Source organism: Kitasatospora sp. SUK 42, assembly GCF_015776785.2.
Taxonomy (GTDB): domain Bacteria; phylum Actinomycetota; class Actinomycetes; order Streptomycetales; family Streptomycetaceae; genus Kitasatospora.
Window position 1 is genome coordinate 675848 of sequence record NZ_LFMD02000007.1, and the last position, 16786, is coordinate 692633.

The following is a 16786-nucleotide window of genomic DNA, read 5'->3' on the forward strand; positions in this document are numbered from 1 at the left end:
CCGTGCAGGGAACTCCCGGCCGACGGTGAGGCGTTGGGGTCGGTATGAGTGCGCTTCTGACGGGCGCGGCGGGTGGGCTACTGCTTCCGGCCGGGCTGGTGGTGCTGTTCTTCCTGGGCGCGGTGGTGCGGCGGCTGCGCAGCCACCCGGCAGCGGGTCCGGGCGTCTCGGCGGGCGGCCGGGGCGCCGGTGCGACGGCCACGGAGGAACTCCACGCGCTGCTCTACCCGAGCAAGCGGGTGCAGCTGGAGCAGCGGCGGATCGAGCTGGTGCTGCGGGACGACGAGCACGACGGTGCGCCGAAGCGCACCGGGATCGACCTCGCGGGAGGGCGGGCGGTGATCCGGCGCGGGGCGGCGGGCGGGTGACCGCTGACAGGTGACAGCCGACAGATAACAGATTTCGAAATCTGTCATCTGTCGGCTGTCGGCTGTTCACTGCCTGCTGTCAGCCCGTCAGCCCGTCAGCCCGTCAGCCCGTCAGCCCGCCCACTCTCCGCCCGCCAGGAACGACTCCAGCGCGGCCCGGTACGGCGCGATGTCGATCCGCTCGCCCGCCAGCCACTCGTCCGAGTAGTACTTGTCCAGGTAGCGGTCCCCCGGGTCGCAGATCAGCCCGACCACGCTCCCCGTCCGCCCCGCGGCCCGCATCTCGGCGACGATCCGCAGCGCGCTCCACAGCCCCGTCCCGGTGGAGGCGCCCGCCTTCTTCCCCAGGACCTGCTCCAGCACCCGCACGGCGGCGATCGAGGCGGCGTCCGGCACCTTCATCATCCGGTCGATCGCGCCGGGCACGAAGCTCGGCTCCATCCGGGGCCGCCCGATGCCCTCGATCCGGGACCCGTTCTCGCACACGGCGCCCGGATCGTGGTTGACCCAGCCCTCGAAGAAGCAGGAGTTCTCCGGGTCCGCGACGCAGATCCGGGTGTCGTACTGCATGTAGTGCACGTACCGGGCGATGGTCGCCGAGGTGCCGCCCGTCCCGGCGGTGGCGACGATCCAGGCCGGCTCGGGGTGGGGCTCCAGCCGCAGCTGAGCGAAGACCGACTCGGCGATGTTGTTGTTGCCCCGCCAGTCGGTGGCCCGCTCGGCATAGGTGAACTGGTCCATGTAGTGCCCGCCGGTCTCCTCGGCGAGCCGGGCGGAGGCCTCGTACACCTCGTCCGAGCGCTCGACCAGGTGGCACTCGCCGCCGTGGAACTCGATCAGGTCGATCTTGGCCTGACTGGTGCTCTTGGCCATGACCGCGATGAACGGCACTCCGATCAGCTGGGCGAAGTACGCCTCCGAGACGGCGGTGGAGCCGCTGGAGGCCTCGATCACCGGCTTGCCGGGGCGGATCCAGCCGTTGCAGAGCCCGTAGAGGAAGAGCGAGCGGGCGAGGCGGTGCTTGAGCGAGCCGGTCGGGTGGGTGGACTCGTCCTTGAGGTAGAGGTCGATCCCCCACTCGGCCGGCAGCGGGAAGCGCAGCAGGTGGGTGTCGGCGGAGCGGTTGGCGTCGGCCTGAACCTTGCGCACCGCCTCCTTGAGCCAGGCGCGGTACGCCTGGTCGGAGCGGTCGACGTCGACGGTCGGCTCGATGCCCCGGTCGCCACGGGTGCCGTCGGGCTGGGTGCTCATGGTCACTGACTCCCTCGTTGCGGCCCCCCACTGCTCACTACGAGTGTACGAGCGTCACGATAAGTGACCGTTTCCAGAGCTCCAGCTTCCGCTTATCACCCCTGGGGCAACACCACTCCGCCGACGACCGCCGACGACCGCCGACGGCCCTCAGACCTGCACCGACTGCGGGTCCGCCAGGTACGGCCCCCAGCCGAGCTCGGCCGCACCCGCGAGCGCGCCGTGCGCCAGTTCCGCGCCGACGATCGGCACCCGTCCGCTGCGTCCCCACAGCGACCGGTCGGCGACGACCGCGCGCAGCCGGTCGGGCGCGGCCTCCAGCAGGTCGAGGTGGAGGCCGCTGAGCACCACCCGGTCCGGGTTGAGGATGTTGGCGACCCCGGCCAGCCCGAGCCCGAGCCGGTCGATGACGTGCTCCACCGCCGCCCGCGCCCGTTCGTCGGTCGCGGCGGCCCAGCACAGCTCGCGCGCCTGGTCGAGCAGCGGTCGACCAGGCTCCGGGGTGAGCCCGGCGGCGGCGAACAGCGCGTCGGGGTCGGTCTCGGAGTTGAGGCAGCCCCGGTTGCCGCACATGCAGGGACGGCCCTGCGGGTCGACGGTGAGGTGACCGACCTCCAGGGCGAGTCCGGCACTGCCGGTGTGCAGGTGGCCGTCGATCACCAGCGCGCCACCGACGCCGCGGTGGCCGGAGGTGACGAAGAGCAGGTGGCGGGCGCCGCGCCCGGCGCCGTGCCGGTACTCGGCGAGCGCGGCGAGGTTGGCGTCGTTGGCGATGGTGGTGGGCAGCGGGTGCACCGAGTTCGGGCCGTGGTCGGCGCGGCCCACCTCGACGTCGTACAGGTCGGCGACCGGGGTGCCGCTGGGCCAGGCGAAGTGCAGCGCGGCGAGCGCGGTGCCGTCGGGCTCGGTGACCGGGTTGGGCAGGGCGAGCGCGGCCGCCAGGCAGCGGCGGTCGGTCGAGCGGGCGAGCTCGGCACCCGCCTGGGCGACCGCGCGCAGCATCCGGACCGGGTCGGTGGCGGCGGGCAGCGGCAGGTGGACGGGCGGGTCGAGCAGTCCGCCGAGACCGGCCAGGGTGACGCTCAGCCCGTCGGAGTGGATCTGCCCGGCAACCACGACCGGGCCCTGCGGATCGATCGCCAGCCGGTGCGAGGGGCGGCCGCGGCCGCCGCCCGCCGGGCGCGAGTCGACGGTGATCAGGCCGAGCGCCTCAAGCTCGGCCGTGACCGCACCGGCGGTGGCCCGGGTGACGTCCAGCGCGCGGGTGAGCGCGGAGCGGGTCGGGGTCTGACCGGTGTGGATGAGCGAGAGCGCAGGGCCTAGCAGCGTCCGACCTCGGTCGGGGGCCGCGCGGCGGTGGGCGTCGCGCTGCGCGTCGGGGTCGGTCCCGGAGCGGGGCCGCGGGCTTGAAGGTGAGAGCTGCACACCCCTATTGTGACTTTGTGTCGCTTCGAAACAAAATCCGTTCCCACCGCCACCCCGACCGCTCCCTCCCCCAGTCTCGCAGCACACCCCCCGTGGCCGACAGCCCCTGGGGCCCGGCACGTCTCGCGCTCACCGCCATCTTCGCCGTCGACGGCTTCCTCTTCGCCGCCTGGGTCGTGCGCATCCCGAACGTCCGCAGCCAGGTCAGCGCCTCGCACAGCACCCTCGGCCTCGCCCTGCTCTGCCTGTCGATCGGCGCCGTCCTCACCATGCCGGTGGTCGGCCGACTCTGCCTCAGGTACGGCTCACGGCCGGTGACCGTCGGCTCGCTCACCCTGCTCAGCCTCGCCGTCCCGCTGCCCGCGCACGCCCACTCGGTGTTCTCGCTCGGCGGGGTGCTGCTGCTGTTCGGCGCCGGGTACGGCGGCGCCAACGTCGCGATGAACAGCGCCGCCGTCGACCTGGTCGCGCAGCTGCGACGACCCGTGATGCCGAGCTTCCACGCCGGGTACAGCCTGGGCGGGCTGCTCGGCGCGGGCTTCGGCGGGCTGCTCGCCGACCGGCTGACCACCGCCTGGGCCCTCGCGCTCTGCGGGCTGCTGGGGCTGGCGGTCACCGCCGGCGCGGGCCTCGCGCTGCTGCGCAGCCCGGCGGCGCCGATGGTCGTGCCGGACCGCTCGGCCGAGGAGGCGACCGGCCGCCCGGCCGCCGGGCGTGTCCGGGTGCTGGTCGTGCTGCTCGGCCTCACCGCGCTGTGCACCGCGTACGGCGAGGGCGCGATCGCCGACTGGACCACCCTCCACCTCACCGACGACGTCCACGCGAGCGCCGGGACGGCGGCCGCCGGGTACGCCGCGTACGCCTTCGCGATGACCAGCGGGCGGGTCGGCGGCACCTGGCTGTCCATCAGGCTCGGCCAGAACCGGCTGATGCTGCTCGGCGGGCTGACGGCTGCGGTCGGGATGCTGATCGCCGCGCTGGCTCCGGCCGCACCCCTCGCCATCGGCGGGTTCGTCCTGGTCGGGCTCGGCCTGGCCAACCTCTTCCCGCTCGCGATCGCCCGGGCCGGCACGACGGGTGGTCCGCAGGGGGTCGCGCTCGCCTCGACGCTCGGGTACGGCGGGATGCTGATCGGGCCGGTGGTGATCGGCTTCCTCGCCGACGCCGTCGGACTGCCGCTGGCCCTGACCACGGTCGCGCTCGCGGCCATCACGGCGGCCCTGCTGCCGCTGGCGGTCGGGCGGCGCTGACGGACAGACGACGGCTGACGGACGACGGCTGACAGTTTTCAGATAACAGCTGATGAAATCTGTCATCTGAAAGCTGTCAGCCGAAAGCTGTCACCCACCCGCTGACACCCCTCCCCCGCAGCTGGCAGGATGCGAGGCCATGACGAACACCCGACGCATCCAGGTACTGCGGGCAAGCGAGCGCCCGGCCACCCCGTGGCTCAACGGAGGCGGGGTGACCAGGGAGGTCGCCGGATTTCCGGCCGGGGCCGGGCTCGACGGCTTCGACTGGCGGGTCAGCCTCGCGGACGTCGCGACGGCCGGGCCGTTCTCGCCCTTCCCCGGCATCGACCGGGTGATCACCCTGGTCGAGGGCGCGGGCATGGCACTCACCGTGAACGGCGCCGAGCAGCTGATCGACGCACCGTTCCGCCCGTTCGCCTTCCCCGGCGACGCCGCGACGGACTGCCGACTGCTCGGCGGGCCGGTGGTGGACTTCAACGTGATGACCCGCCGCGGCCGGGTCGAGGCCACCGTGGAGCTGGTGAGCACGCCCCGCACGGTGGAGGTCCCGGCCGAGGCGACCGTCCTGCTGGTCTGCCTCGCCGGTTCGGCCGTCGCCGACGGCACGCCGCTGGCCCGCCACGACGCCGCACTGCTCGACGCGGCCGGCTCGTACGAGCTGCACCCCGACGGAGTCACCGCGGCCGTCACCTTCCGCTTCCGCACCGCCCGCTGACCGACGCGGCGGCCGCCGAACCACGCGCCGCGCGCTGAACGACGCACCGCCCGCGCCCCGGAGCGACCGTGGGCGCGGGCGGCGACGGCCCCCGTCAGCCGCAGAGCACCGGCGTGGCGTGCGCCGGGTCCAGCGCGTTGGTCACCAGGTGCAGCGCCGTCGGCGAGAACGCGATCGCCACGTGCTCGGCGAGCGTGACCGGGCAGTGGTCCTGCAGCACCTCGTTGTCGACTCCCGGCCCGCTCAGGAACTGGGTCCGCCACGGGGTGACGACCTCGTCGTACACGGTCGAGATCACCGTGTAGCTCACGCCCGGCACGGTGTCCGGCCGGGAGGCCATGGTCCGGTTGAAGTCGGAGCCCACCACCTGGTCCCGGCAGGCCTGGCACACGGTGTAGATCAGGTCCGCCACGCCGGGGAAGTACGGCGCGAGCCTGGTGATCCCGTCCAGGGTCGTGCCGTGGTTGGACGGCGCCAGCCCGACCATCCTGCCGACCTTCGAGGCCCCGCCGAGGAACTTGAGGTAGTAGTTCGGCAGCATGCCGCCCTGCGAGTGCCCGACGATGTCGACCTTGTCCGCGCCGGTCGCGTTCCGTACCAGGTCGACGAAGCCCGCGAGTTGGGCCGCCGACGCGGGCACCGGCCCGAGCCCGCCGATCGGCAGCAGCAGGCCGCTGCCGGTGGAGGTGATGCCGGGGATGGTGCCGTAGTCGAGGGCGAAGACGCAGTACCCGAGGCCCTTCAGCAGCGGGGAGAGCGCCAGCCAGTTCTCGTAGCGGTTGGCGAAGGTCCCGTGCACCAGGACCACCGGGTCGGGGTGTGCGGCCGTCGGACGGCAGCTCCAGTCGTTGGCGCCGGGCGGCGAGGCCACCGTGTCACCGTCGGGCGGCAGTTCGGCCGGGGCCGCCGCGGCGCGAGCCGCCGAAGGCGAAACCCGAACGGCAGCCGAGGCCGCCCCCTGAACCTGAGCCGCCGACGCCGGAGCCGCCGACGCGGGAGCCACCGCACCGGCCAGCAGTGCGCCCGCCAGCACGGCGGCACCGAACGCCGCGCCGAGCACCCCACCGGGCCGACGGCGCGGCGGAGTTGCGGAGAAGCGGAGAAGTGGGGTTCTCAACTGTTGCCTCCACGGCGGAAGTTTGTTACCAACAGGTAACCCGAGTGGCTCCATGATGCGGTCGCCCCTCCGGCCCGGCCCTTGGGTGTTCCCCAGACCTGGACGGTGTTCTCTGTGACCGGTCACAACGCACCCCACTGCCCGCCCCCGGACACCCCCGGAGCCACCCCGGAAACCGCCCCGGAAGCCGCCCCGGAAGCCGCGCCGGGCTGGCGCATCCCCGTGATCGGCGGGCTCCCCGCCGACCAGCGACTCCTTTGCCGGGTCCGCGAGTTGGCCGAGACCGTGGTCGCCGTCCTGCTGGAGCGCGTACCGGTCTACCGAAGCCTCCCCCGCGAGCAGGTCACCGGCGAGCTCGCCCGGGACACCGAGCGCCGCATCCGCGCCCTCGCCCACACCGTCCGCACCGGACTGCCCGCCCCCGCCGAGGAGTTCACCGCCGTACGGGAGGCCGCGGCGCGCCGCGCCGAGGAGGGCCTGCCGCTGGACGCGGTGCTGCTCGCCCACCACCTCGGGCTCGAAGTCTGCTGGGAGTTCGTCGCCCGGGACGCCCACGCCGGCGACGCCGCCGACCTGCTGCTGCTCAACCGGCTGCTGCTCGACCAGCTCCGCCGGGCCATCACGGCCGCCGGGGCCGGCTACCTGGACGGGCGGCACCCGGCGGGCGACCGGTCCTCCACCGCCCGGCAGTCCCTGCTCACCGCACTGCTCGCCGGCGCGCCCGTCGAGGAGGCCGCCATCCGGGCCGCCGGGCTACGGCTTCCGGCCGGCTACGCCGTGCTCCGCCTGTCCATCGCCGACCATCCGGACGAGCGCTCCCCCGGCGTCGATCCGGTCATCGCCGCCCGCCGGAAGATCCGCCGTCTCGACACCGAACTCGACCACCGCACCCGGCAGTCGGCGCTCACCGCGCTCACCCCGTCGGGCGGCCTGGTCCTCATCCCGCTGGACCAGCCCCACCGGCACCCGCCCCGGCCGTCCGACGGATCCGTCGTCGAAGCCGACTGGCCGCAGCTCGCGGCCACCCTCGCCGCGGCGGCCCGCGCGGCGGGCGTACCCGTACTGGCCGGAGCGGCCGTCGCCGCACCCGCCGAGGTGCCCGCCGCGGTCGCGCTCGCCCACGAAGTCCTGGAGGTGGCACGGGCGTTCGGCCGACCGCCAGGCCTGCACCGGCTCGACGACGTACTGCTGGAGTACCAGCTCACCCGGCCCAGCCGGGCCCGCTCCCGGCTCGCCGCACTGCTCGAACCGCTCACCGACGGCGGGGAGTTGCTCACCACGCTGCGCACCCACCTGGCCGGCGGCCTCAACCGCCGCCACACCGCGAGCGCCCTGCACCTGCACCCGAACACCGTCGACTACCGGCTGCGCCGGATCGCCGTCCTCACCGGCCTGGACCCGGCACGCCCGGCCGACGCCCTGCGGATCACCGCGGCCATCGCCGCACGGACCGCCGAACACTCCTCCCCCACCAGTTAGCTGCACCACGACACCCGCGCCACGGCACCCCCACCACGGCACCCGCACAACGGCACCCTCACCACGGCACCCGGGCCCGGCGGTTCAGCCAGCCGGCACCAGGGCCGACGAGCCGTCAGCCCTGCTCCCCCGGCAGCCTCAGGTCCCACCCGACCAGGGCGCGCAGCTGCTCCGCCGTCACCCCGTCCGGCACCGGCTGCGGCGCGTCATGGCGCAGCGGCGGCTGCCAGCCCTCCTCCTCTGTCCAGCGGCGGACCACCTTGGCGGGCGCGCCCGCGACCACGCTGTGGTCGGGCACCTCGCCGCGCACCACCGCGCCCGCCGCGACCACCACGTTCCGGCCGAGCCGCGCGCCCGGCAGGATCACCGCGCCGGTGCCGATCCAGCTGCCCGCGCCGATCTCCACCGGCTCGTTGCGCGGCCACTGCTTGCCGATCGGCAGGTCGGTGGAGCGGTACTCGTGCGCCTGGTCCGAGATGTAGACGCCGGGCCCGGTCCACACGTCGTCGCCGATGACGATCGACTGGTGGCCGACGATGTGGCTGTCCCGGCCGATCACACAGCCGCCGCCGATCCGCACGATCGGCTCCGGCCCGAGGTCCAGCCCCGGCAGGAAGCCCGCGCTGATGGTGACCCGCTCGCCGATGATCGAGAACGGCCCGATGGTGATCCACTGTTCGTTGAACACCGCCCCGAGCGGGAAGGCCAGGGTCGTACCGTCCCCCAACCCGCCGAACCGGTACGGGCCCGGGCTCTGGTTGGTGACCGCCCCGACCCGCTGCGCCCAGCGCCAGCCCCGGTGGACGAGCCGCCCGGCGGCCCGGCGGCCACCGGCCCGAGCGGCGGAGAGGAGGGATCGGGTTATCGGCATGCGCTCACGTTACCGGCCCGTAGGGTCCACCCGGCCACCGGGAGGCCGACATCACACCGGTCACACCGGTCGCACCAGACGCACCGGTCACGCCCGCACTCGCCCCGAGCTGTCCGAAATCCGCGACCCCCGACGCCCTCCGGTGGAACACTCCGTCCCATGGAGATCTCCGCACACATCGACGCGCTCCGCCGCGAAGGCGACCTGCTCGCCGAGGCCGCCGCCCGTACCGACCTGTCGGCCCCGGTCCCGACCTGCCCGGACTGGCGGCTGGGCGACCTGCTGCGGCACATCGGCCACGTCCACCGCTGGGCCGCCGCCTTCCCGTCCCAGGGCCTGCGCACGCCGCTGGACGAGGCGGGCGAGCGCGCCGCCATCGGCCCGATGCCCTCGGACGCCGCACTGCTCGACTGGTACCGGGAGGGGCACGCCGCCCTCGTGGACGTGCTCGACGCGGCCCCTGCCGACGTCGAGTGCTGGAGCTTCCTGCCCGCGCCCAGTCCGCTCGCCTTCTGGGCACGGCGCCAGGCGCACGAGACCGCCGTGCACCGCTTCGACGCCGACGCGGCGGCCGGCTCCCCGGGCCCGGCCGTGGACACCGCGCTCGCCCTGGACGGCATCGACGAGCTGCTGCGCGGCTTCATGGTCCGCAGCCGATCGAAGCTGCGCAGCGACCGCCTGCGCACCGTCCAGGTCCGCACGACCGACGGCCCCGGCTCCTGGCGCCTGGCCATCACCGGCGATCCGGTGGCCGTCACCACGGACGAACGGGCCGAACCGGCCGACCTGACGCTCACCGGCCCGGCGCGCGAGCTCTACCTGCTGCTGTGGAACCGTCTGACGACCGCACAGGACGGACGGACCGAGCGGACCGAGCAGACCCGGCAGGTCGAGGTCACCGGCGACCGGGACCTGCTCGGCCTCTGGCGGGACACCGCGGTGGTCGGCTGATCCCCAGCCGGCCCGGCACGACGCCCCGGGCCGACTCGGCACGACGTCCCGAGCCGGCCCGACGACAGGGCCCCGCCCCGCCTCAGCGCACCCAGCGCGCGGGCCGCTTCTCCAGGAACGCCCGCATCCCCTCCTGCGCCTCCGCCGAGCCGAACAGCCGCGCCGACAACTGCACCAGCTCGTCCGCGTCCCGCTGGAAGGAGCGCACCACCTCGGCGTTGGCCAGCCGCTTGGACTCCGCCAGCCCCTGCGGCGAGCCCTGGCGCAGCGCGTCCAGCAGGCCGTTCAGCACCTCCCCGGTGTCCTCGGCGGAGGCGGTGGCCCGGGTGATCAGGCCGATCCGCTCCGCCTCCGAGGCGTCGAACACCTCGCCGGTGAGGTAGTAGCGGGAGGCGGCGCGCGGCTCCAGCTTGGGGCGCAGCGGCAGCGAGATGACGGCGGGCGCGAGGCCGAGCCGGACCTCGGTGAAGGCGAAGGTCGCGGCCGGTCCGGCGACGGCGAGGTCCGCCGCGCCGACCAGGCCGAGGCCGCCGGCCCGGGCGTGCCCGTCGATGACGGCGATCACCGGCTTCGTGCAGTCCACGATCGCCTTCTGGAGCTCGACCAGGCCGCGCGGGCCGACCGTCGGGTCCGCGCCGGTCGCCTCGGAGAGGTCCGCCCCCGCGCAGAACACCTTGCCGGTGTGCGTGAGCACCACCGCGCGGACGTCCCGGTTCGCCGCGGCCACCGCCAGCCCGGCGTGCAGCTCGGACATCAGGCGGGAGGAGAGCGCGTTGCGGTTGTGCGGGGAGTCGAGGGTGAGCGTGGTGACGGCGTCGGCGGTGCTGACGCGGACGAGGGGCTCTGCGCTGGTCATCGGCGTGGGCCTGCCTTCCGGCTGAGGGTGGGTCGGAGCGCGGGCGGCGGTCCGGGGTGCCCGGACCGCCGCCCGGACGACTCTGGCACGCCCACCCGCCCCTCGGCCAGAGCCAATCGCTCCGGGCCCTCTGCCGACCGGGCCGAAGTCCGCTGGTGGCGACCGCCGTGCTCCCGGCAACATGGTCGCCGTGTCCACCGACTCCCCGGTCCTGCTGCTCGCGCCCCGCGTCAACGAGACGGGCCTCCGGCCCGGACGCCGTCCTCGACGTGGTGCTGCGCTCGGCCGGCCCCGCCACCCAACTCCCGCCGACCGATCAGCCGTTCCGGCGCGTACTGGCCGAACTGGTGCGCTGAAGGACACGTTGTCCAAGGTAAGTCGCTTGCGGCCCCGGCGCGTGGTGACTCAGGATCAATCACCATGACCACCACACACCTCACCCACATCACCGAGCCGTCCGGCGTCGCCCCCGGGACGGGCTACACCCATGTCGTCACGGGCACCGGCCGCCTGGTCCAGCTCTCCGGCCAGGTGGCCTTCGACGAGCACCGGAACCTGGTCGGCGAGGGTGACCCGAAGGCCCAGGCACGCCAGGTCTTCGAGAACCTGCGCCGCTGCCTGGCCGCCGCCGGGGCCGACTTCTCCGACGTCGTCAAGTTCACGATCTTCTTGACCGACATCGCCTACCTCTCGGCCGTCCGGGAGGCCCGGGACGAGTACCTGGACGGCCTGCCGCTCCCGGCCTCCTCCGCCATGCAGGTCGCGGCGCTGTTCAAGCCGGAGGTCCTCATCGAGATCGAGGCCCTGGCGATCGTCCGGAAGTAGCGGGGCCACGCGAGCGGGGCCACGCGAGGGACGTCACGCGGCCTCGAAGCGCCCGCCCCGCCGTCCGGCCCACCGGGCGGCGGGGCCCATCGGGGCCGGGTCGGCCACTCCTTCGGAATCCGCCGGCCCCAGTCCCACAACTCCCAAGTGGTACAGACCTGTTGACGCATTGGTCCAGTCCTCCTACAGTTCCCATGCCCCGCCTCCCCACGGCGCGGGCACCGATCGCACACGGATCACCCCCGGTTCTACGTCCCCCTGTCCAACCCCCACAGTCACAGGGAGAACCATGTCCGCTCGATCCCGGGCGGGACGCCCGCGCATGCGCAGCAGACTGCTGGCAGTGCTCTCCGTCCTGCTCCTCCCCCTGGCCGCGCTCACCGCGCTCGCCACCCCGGCGAGCGCCGCCGGCAAGCTCACCGCCACCTTCACCACCGCCAACAACGGGTCCTGGTGGCAGGGCACTTACATCGTCCACAACGACAACGACACCGCCGTGTCCGGCTGGACCCTGGAGTTCGACCTCCCGGCCGGCGTGACCATCGGCAACAGCTACAACGGAACCGCCACCGTCAACGGCCAGCACGTCACGGCCACCGCGGCGTTCTACAACACGACGGTCAACGCCCACAGCACCACCGAGCCGTACAGCTTCTGGTTCGTCGGCAACGGCCCCGTCTCCACCCCGCTCAACTGCCGTATCAACGGCGACAAGTGCGACGGCACCCCGGACGTCCCGCCGTCCGCGCCGGGCACCCCCACCGTCACCGAGTCGACCGCGCACACGCTCGCCCTGAACTGGCCGGCCGCCACCGGCGGGGACTTCCCGGTCGCCTCCTACGACGTGCTGAACGGCAGCACCGTGGTCGCCTCCAGCCCCACCACCAACGTCCTGGTCACCGGCCTCACCCCGGCCACCTCGTACACCCTGACCGTCCGGGCCAAGGACAGCCGCGGCAACACCGGCGCGCCCAGCGCGCCCGTCACCGCCTCGACCTTCGACCCGTCGACCGACACCATCCCGCCCACGGCGCCGGCCAACCTCCGTTCCACGGCGGTCAGTTCCTCCAGCGTCACGCTCGCCTGGGACGCCGCCACCGACAACGTCCGGGTCGCCGCGTACGACGTCTACCAGGGCGGCACCCTGGTGACGACGGTCGGCGGCAGCACGCTGACCGCCACCGTCGGCAGCCTCTCGCCGTCCACCGCCTACACCTTCACCGTGAAGGCCCGCGACCCCGCCGACAACTCCTCGCCCGCCTCCGCCCCGCTCAGCGTGACCACCTCGGACATCGTCGGCGCCGGAAAGTACGCGCGGGTCGGCTACTTCGTCCAGTGGGGCATCTACGGCCGCCAGTACTTCGTCAAGAACCTCGACACCTCGGGCAGCGCGGCCAAGCTCGACATCATCAACTACGCCTTCGAGAACATCGATCCGGTCAACCTGACCTGCCTCGCGGGCGTCACCAAGGGCACCACCAGCAACCCGGAGGACCCCGACCAGGGCACCGGCGCCGGTGACGCCGACGCCGACTACGCCCGCCCGATGAGCGCCGACCAGTCGGTGGACGGCGTGGCCGACGACGGCTGGGGCAAACTCCGCGGCAACTTCAACCAGTTGAAGAAGCTCAAGGCCAAGTACCCGAACCTCAAGGTGGTCGTCTCGCTCGGCGGCTGGACGTACTCCAAGTACTTCTCCGACGCGGCCGCCACCGACGCGTCCCGCCAGAAGTTCGTCAAGTCCTGCGTCGACACCTGGATCAAGGGCAACCTGCCGGCCTACAACGGCGCCGGCGGCGACGGCGTGGCGGCCGGGATCTTCGACGGCATCGACCTCGACTGGGAGTGGCCCGGCTCCGGCGACGGCCACCCGGGCAACCACTGGAGCGCCAACGACAAGGCCAACCTGACCCTGCTGGCGGCCGAATTCCGCAAGCAGCTCGACGCGTTGGGCGGCCAGCACAAGCTGCTCACCGCCTTCACGCCGGCCGACCCGGCGAAGGTCGCGGCCGGCTGGGACCTCGGGAAGGTCTTCAACTCGCTGGACATCGCCAACGTCCAGGGCTACGACTTCCACGGCTCCGGCAGCGACAACTCCTGGGAGCCCAACCGCACCGGCCACGCGTCCAACCTCTACCAGGACCCGAACGACCCGTACAACTTCCACTTCAGCGTGGACACGGCCGTCCAGACCTACCTCAACGCCGGGGTCAACCCGCGCAAGCTGACCATCGGCTTCCCGTTCTACGGGCGCGGCTGGCAGAGCGTGGCGGACGGCGGCGCCAACGGCGCCTGGCAGTCCGCGAACGGCGCCGCACCCGGCCAGTTCGCCGAGGAGGCCGGGACGCGCGGCTACAACAACCTCATCACCAGCGTCCCCAACCTCACCGTCTACCACGACCCCAAGTCCGTTGCCACGTACGGCTACACGGGCGCCAACGGCCAGTGGTGGACCTTCGACGACGCCTGGTCGATCGCCCAGAAGGCGGCCTACCTCAAGTCGAAGAACCTGCTCGGCGGCATGATCTGGGAGATGTCCGGCGACACCCCGTCCGGCAGCCTCATGACCGCGATCGACACCGGGCTCAAGTAGCCCGGACCACCCGGACCACCGGGCTCACGTAGCCCGCTCGGGCCCAGGCAGCCCACCGCGCAACGGAAGCGGGGCCGGTGCTCCTCCCCGGAACGGAGGAGCACCGGCCCCGCGAACGACCCGTACGAACCGGCCGCGCTACCGCGAGGCCACCGCCATCAGCCTCCGCGCCGCCGGGTACTGCCGCAGCACCTGCGCGAAGGTGGTGTGCCCCTGGGTGGTCCGGGCGAAGGCCCGCCAGGCCGCCGGCACCAGGCAGACCGCCGCGTGGAACAGGTACGGCCGCCGCTCGAAGGCGCCCAGCAGCTGCTTGCCCGCGCGCATCTCCACGCCCAGCCCGGCCTTGACCGCGAACGCGTAGTTCAGCGCCTCGCGCCGCACCGCCGCCGCGTTGCCCGCCTCCGCGACCCGCACCGCCCACTCGCCGGCCAGCCGGCCCGAGCGCAGCGCGTACGAGATGCCCTCGCGGGTCCACGGCTCCAGCAGTCCGGCCGCGTCCCCGGCGACCAGCACCCGGCCGCGGGACAGCGGCGAGTCCTCGGCCCGGCAGCGGGTCAGGTGCCCGGACTCCACCCTGGGGGTGAAGCCGGACAGGCCCAACCGCCGGATGTAGTCGGCGAGGTACTGCTTGGTCCGTTCGCCGTCGCCGCGCGCCGAGATGACGCCGACGGTCAGGCTGCTGGTCTCGGTCTTCGGGAACACCCAGCCGTAACTTCCGGGCAGCGGGCCCCAGTCGAGGTGGATCCGGCCCGCCCAGTCCGCGGCGACCTGCGGCGGCACCGGGATCTCCACCTCCAGGCCGAGGTCGATCTGGTCGAAGGTGACGCCCACGTGCCGGGCGATCCGGCTCGCGCTGCCGTCCGCCCCGACCACCGCGCGGGCCTCGAAGCCGCGCCCGTCGGCCGCGGTCACCAGCGCCGTCCGGTGCTCGCCGCCGCGCTGCTCGACCCCGGTGACGGTCACTCCGGTGACCAGCACCGCCCCGGCCTGCTTGGCCGCCTGCACCAGGCGCAGGTCGAACTCGTCCCGGTTGACCAGCCCGAACAGCATCCGCTGGGAGCGGCGCGTACGGGTGTACCGCCCGTCGTAGGCGAAGGTGACGGCACTCACCCGGTCCTGCAGCGGCAGCTTGAAGTCCGGCGGCAGGCTGTCCCGGGACGGGCCGATGATGCCACCGCCGCAGGTCTTGTACCGGGGGTGCTCGGCCTTGTCGAGCAGCAGCACCCGGCGGCCCTGCGCTGCGGCGGCGTAGGCGGCCGAGGCCCCGGCCGGTCCGGCGCCGACCACCACGACGTCCCAGACGCCGTCGAGCTGTTCCGACGACACCGACAGCGACGTCGACGCCTGGGCGGACACCCCACTTGACACCTGAGCAGACGCCTGAGCGGACGCCTCGCTGCCGACCGGCGCGGTCGTACGGTCGAGCGGGCTACGGGAATCGGAGCTTCCGGAGTCAGTCACGTCGAGCAATCCTATGCGTCCCCCCGCCCGCCCGAACGCCGCACCACCCGACGAGCCGCCGACCGGTGCCGGCGTCCCCCTCCACCGGAGCACCCCGCACGCCCCGAGCCCCCGGACCGGCTCCGCCTATGATCGGCGGTACCCCAACCGACCGCCTCCGCCCGCACCACCCCTCGGGCGGACCCGTCCCCTCGGAGCCCCCGATGTCACAGCCCCTGGCCGACGCCGTCCGGTCCCTGATGGACCGTGCCCGCACCGACCTCGCCGAGCTGGTCGCCTTCCCCTCGGTCGCCGACCCGCGCCAGTTCCCCGTCGAGGAGTGCAGGAAGGCCGCCCGCTGGGTCGCCGACGCCTTCGCTGCCGAGGGCCTGACCGGCATCCGGCTGCTGGACACCCCGGACGGCACCCAGTCCGTGTACGCCGAACTGCCCGGCCCCGAGGGCTCCCCGACCGTCCTGCTGTACTCGCACTACGACGTCCAGCCCCCGCTCGACGAGGACGCCTGGCTCAGCCCCGCCTTCGAACTGACCGAGCGCGACGGCCGCTGGTACGGGCGCGGCGCCGCCGACTGCAAGGGCAACATCCTGATGCACCTGACCGCCCTGCGGGCGCTGCGCCAGGTGTACGGCGACGGCTACCCGGTCGGTCTGAAGATCATCGTGGAGGGCTCGGAGGAGCAGGGCACCGGCGGCCTGGAGCGCTACGCCGAGGCCCACCCCGAGCTGCTCGCCGCCGACGCCATCGTCATCGGCGACACCGGCAACTTCGCCCCCGGCCTGCCCACCGTGACCGCCTCGCTGCGCGGCATGACCGTGGTCGAGGCCTCGGTGACCACCCTGGGCGGCAACCTGCACTCCGGCGCCTTCGGCGGCGCCGCCCCGGACGCGCTGCAGAGCCTGGTCCGGATGCTCGCCTCGCTGCACGACGGGAACGGCGACGTCTCGGTCGCCGGCCTGACCGCCGACCAGACCTGGGAGGGCGTGCAGTACCCCGAGGAGCAGTTCCGCGCCGACGCCAAGGTGCTCGACGGCGTCGCCCTGACCGGCACCGGCACCATCGCCGACCGCCTCTGGGCCCGCCCGTCCGTCACCGTCCTGGGCATCGACGCCCCGCCGGTGATCGGCGCCACCTCCTCCGTGCAGGCCGCCGCCAAGGCGCTGATCAGCCTGCGCGTGCCGCCGGGCATGGACTCCGCCGCCGCCCAGGACGCGCTGGTCGCCCACCTGGAGGCGCAGGTGCCGCTGGGCGCCGAGCTGACCATCGAGCGCCAGGGCAACGGCGCCCCGTTCCGCGCCGACACCAGCGGCCCGGCGTACGAGGCGATGGGCGAGGCCATGGCCGAGGCCTTCGGCACCCCGATGGTCGCCTCCGGCGAGGGCGGCTCGATCCCGCTCTGCAACACCCTGCGCACGCTCTACCCGGAGGCCGAGATCGTGCTGATCGGCGTCGAGGAGCCGACCACCCAGATCCACGCGGTCAACGAGAGCGTCGACCCTCAGGAGCTGGAGCGGATGGCCCTCACCGAGGCGCTGTTCCTGCGCCGCTACGCCGAACTGCGCTCCGCCTGACGGAGGTTGCGGCCGTCGTTCCGACGGTCCTGCGGCCGCCCGCCCCGTCGTCG

The 16786-nt window shown here is 73.6% G+C and carries 14 protein-coding genes; 8 read left to right on the forward strand and 6 right to left on the reverse strand.

The window, feature by feature from the left end; translation table 11 throughout:
• Positions 1-44 precede the first annotated feature (44 nt).
• A complete protein-coding gene (locus tag RZ50_RS24680) occupies positions 45-368 on the forward strand; it encodes a DUF6191 domain-containing protein (protein WP_196948580.1) in 324 nt (107 codons plus the stop codon).
• 111 nt (positions 369-479) lie between these two features.
• Here the strand turns inward: RZ50_RS24680 and RZ50_RS24685 are convergent, their stop codons facing one another.
• Both RZ50_RS24685 and RZ50_RS24690 read right to left on the reverse strand, forming a co-directional pair.
• Complete coding sequence (locus tag RZ50_RS24685) at positions 480-1619, reverse strand: PLP-dependent cysteine synthase family protein (protein WP_196948579.1); 1140 nt, start codon at positions 1617-1619, stop codon at positions 480-482.
• 150 nt (positions 1620-1769) lie between these two features.
• The gene (locus RZ50_RS24690) at positions 1770-3044 is read right to left on the reverse strand and encodes an ROK family protein (protein WP_196948578.1); all 1275 of its coding nucleotides are present in this window, start codon (positions 3042-3044) and stop codon (positions 1770-1772) included.
• Positions 3045-3136: 92 nt separating this feature from the next.
• On the opposite strand from RZ50_RS24690, the gene RZ50_RS24695 reads away from it, so the two are divergent.
• A complete protein-coding gene (locus RZ50_RS24695; RefSeq protein WP_196948577.1) occupies positions 3137-4294 on the forward strand; it encodes an MFS transporter in 1158 nt (385 codons plus the stop codon).
• A gap of 139 nt (positions 4295-4433) precedes the next feature.
• Entirely contained in the window at positions 4434-5012 is a 579-nt protein-coding gene (locus RZ50_RS24700) for a HutD family protein (protein ID WP_196948576.1), read from the forward strand.
• Positions 5013-5106: 94 nt separating this feature from the next.
• Here RZ50_RS24700 and RZ50_RS24705 read toward each other — a convergent pair whose 3' ends face one another.
• A complete protein-coding gene (locus RZ50_RS24705) occupies positions 5107-6015 on the reverse strand; it encodes an alpha/beta fold hydrolase (RefSeq protein WP_308272412.1) in 909 nt (302 codons plus the stop codon).
• A 228-nt stretch (positions 6016-6243) separates the two neighbouring features.
• Between RZ50_RS24705 and RZ50_RS30230 the strand changes: the two genes are divergently transcribed.
• A complete protein-coding gene (locus RZ50_RS30230) occupies positions 6244-7608 on the forward strand; it encodes a CdaR family transcriptional regulator (RefSeq protein ID WP_196948574.1) in 1365 nt (454 codons plus the stop codon).
• A gap of 115 nt (positions 7609-7723) precedes the next feature.
• On the opposite strand, the gene RZ50_RS24715 is transcribed toward RZ50_RS30230, so the two are convergent.
• The gene (locus RZ50_RS24715) at positions 7724-8479 is read right to left on the reverse strand and encodes a DapH/DapD/GlmU-related protein (protein ID WP_196948573.1); all 756 of its coding nucleotides are present in this window, start codon (positions 8477-8479) and stop codon (positions 7724-7726) included.
• A gap of 159 nt (positions 8480-8638) precedes the next feature.
• Between RZ50_RS24715 and RZ50_RS24720 the strand changes: the two genes are divergently transcribed.
• Positions 8639-9430 (forward strand): maleylpyruvate isomerase family mycothiol-dependent enzyme, encoded by a 792-nt coding sequence (locus RZ50_RS24720; protein ID WP_196948572.1) that lies wholly within the window; start codon positions 8639-8641, stop codon positions 9428-9430.
• Positions 9431-9512: 82 nt separating this feature from the next.
• Here the strand turns inward: RZ50_RS24720 and RZ50_RS24725 are convergent, their stop codons facing one another.
• On the reverse strand, positions 9513-10286 hold the full coding sequence (locus RZ50_RS24725) for an enoyl-CoA hydratase family protein (protein ID WP_196948571.1): 774 nt from the start codon (positions 10284-10286) through the stop codon (positions 9513-9515).
• 420 nt (positions 10287-10706) lie between these two features.
• Here RZ50_RS24725 and RZ50_RS24730 point away from each other — a divergent pair, with 420 nt between their 5' ends.
• Together RZ50_RS24730 and RZ50_RS24735 are read left to right on the forward strand one after the other, a co-directional pair.
• Entirely contained in the window at positions 10707-11111 is a 405-nt protein-coding gene (locus tag RZ50_RS24730) for a RidA family protein (protein WP_196948570.1), read from the forward strand.
• Between the two features lie 322 nt (positions 11112-11433).
• On the forward strand, positions 11434-13704 hold the full coding sequence (locus RZ50_RS24735; RefSeq protein WP_308272208.1) for a glycosyl hydrolase family 18 protein: 2271 nt from the start codon (positions 11434-11436) through the stop codon (positions 13702-13704).
• Positions 13705-13842: 138 nt separating this feature from the next.
• Here RZ50_RS24735 and RZ50_RS24740 read toward each other — a convergent pair whose 3' ends face one another.
• Entirely contained in the window at positions 13843-15060 is a 1218-nt protein-coding gene (locus RZ50_RS24740) for a geranylgeranyl reductase family protein (protein ID WP_196948568.1), read from the reverse strand.
• Between the two features lie 308 nt (positions 15061-15368).
• On the opposite strand from RZ50_RS24740, the gene RZ50_RS24745 reads away from it, so the two are divergent.
• Positions 15369-16733 carry a dipeptidase gene (locus tag RZ50_RS24745; RefSeq protein ID WP_196948567.1) on the forward strand — a complete coding sequence of 455 codons (1365 nt, stop codon included), beginning with the start codon at positions 15369-15371 and terminating at the stop codon, positions 16731-16733.
• Positions 16734-16786: the final 53 nt, after the last annotated feature.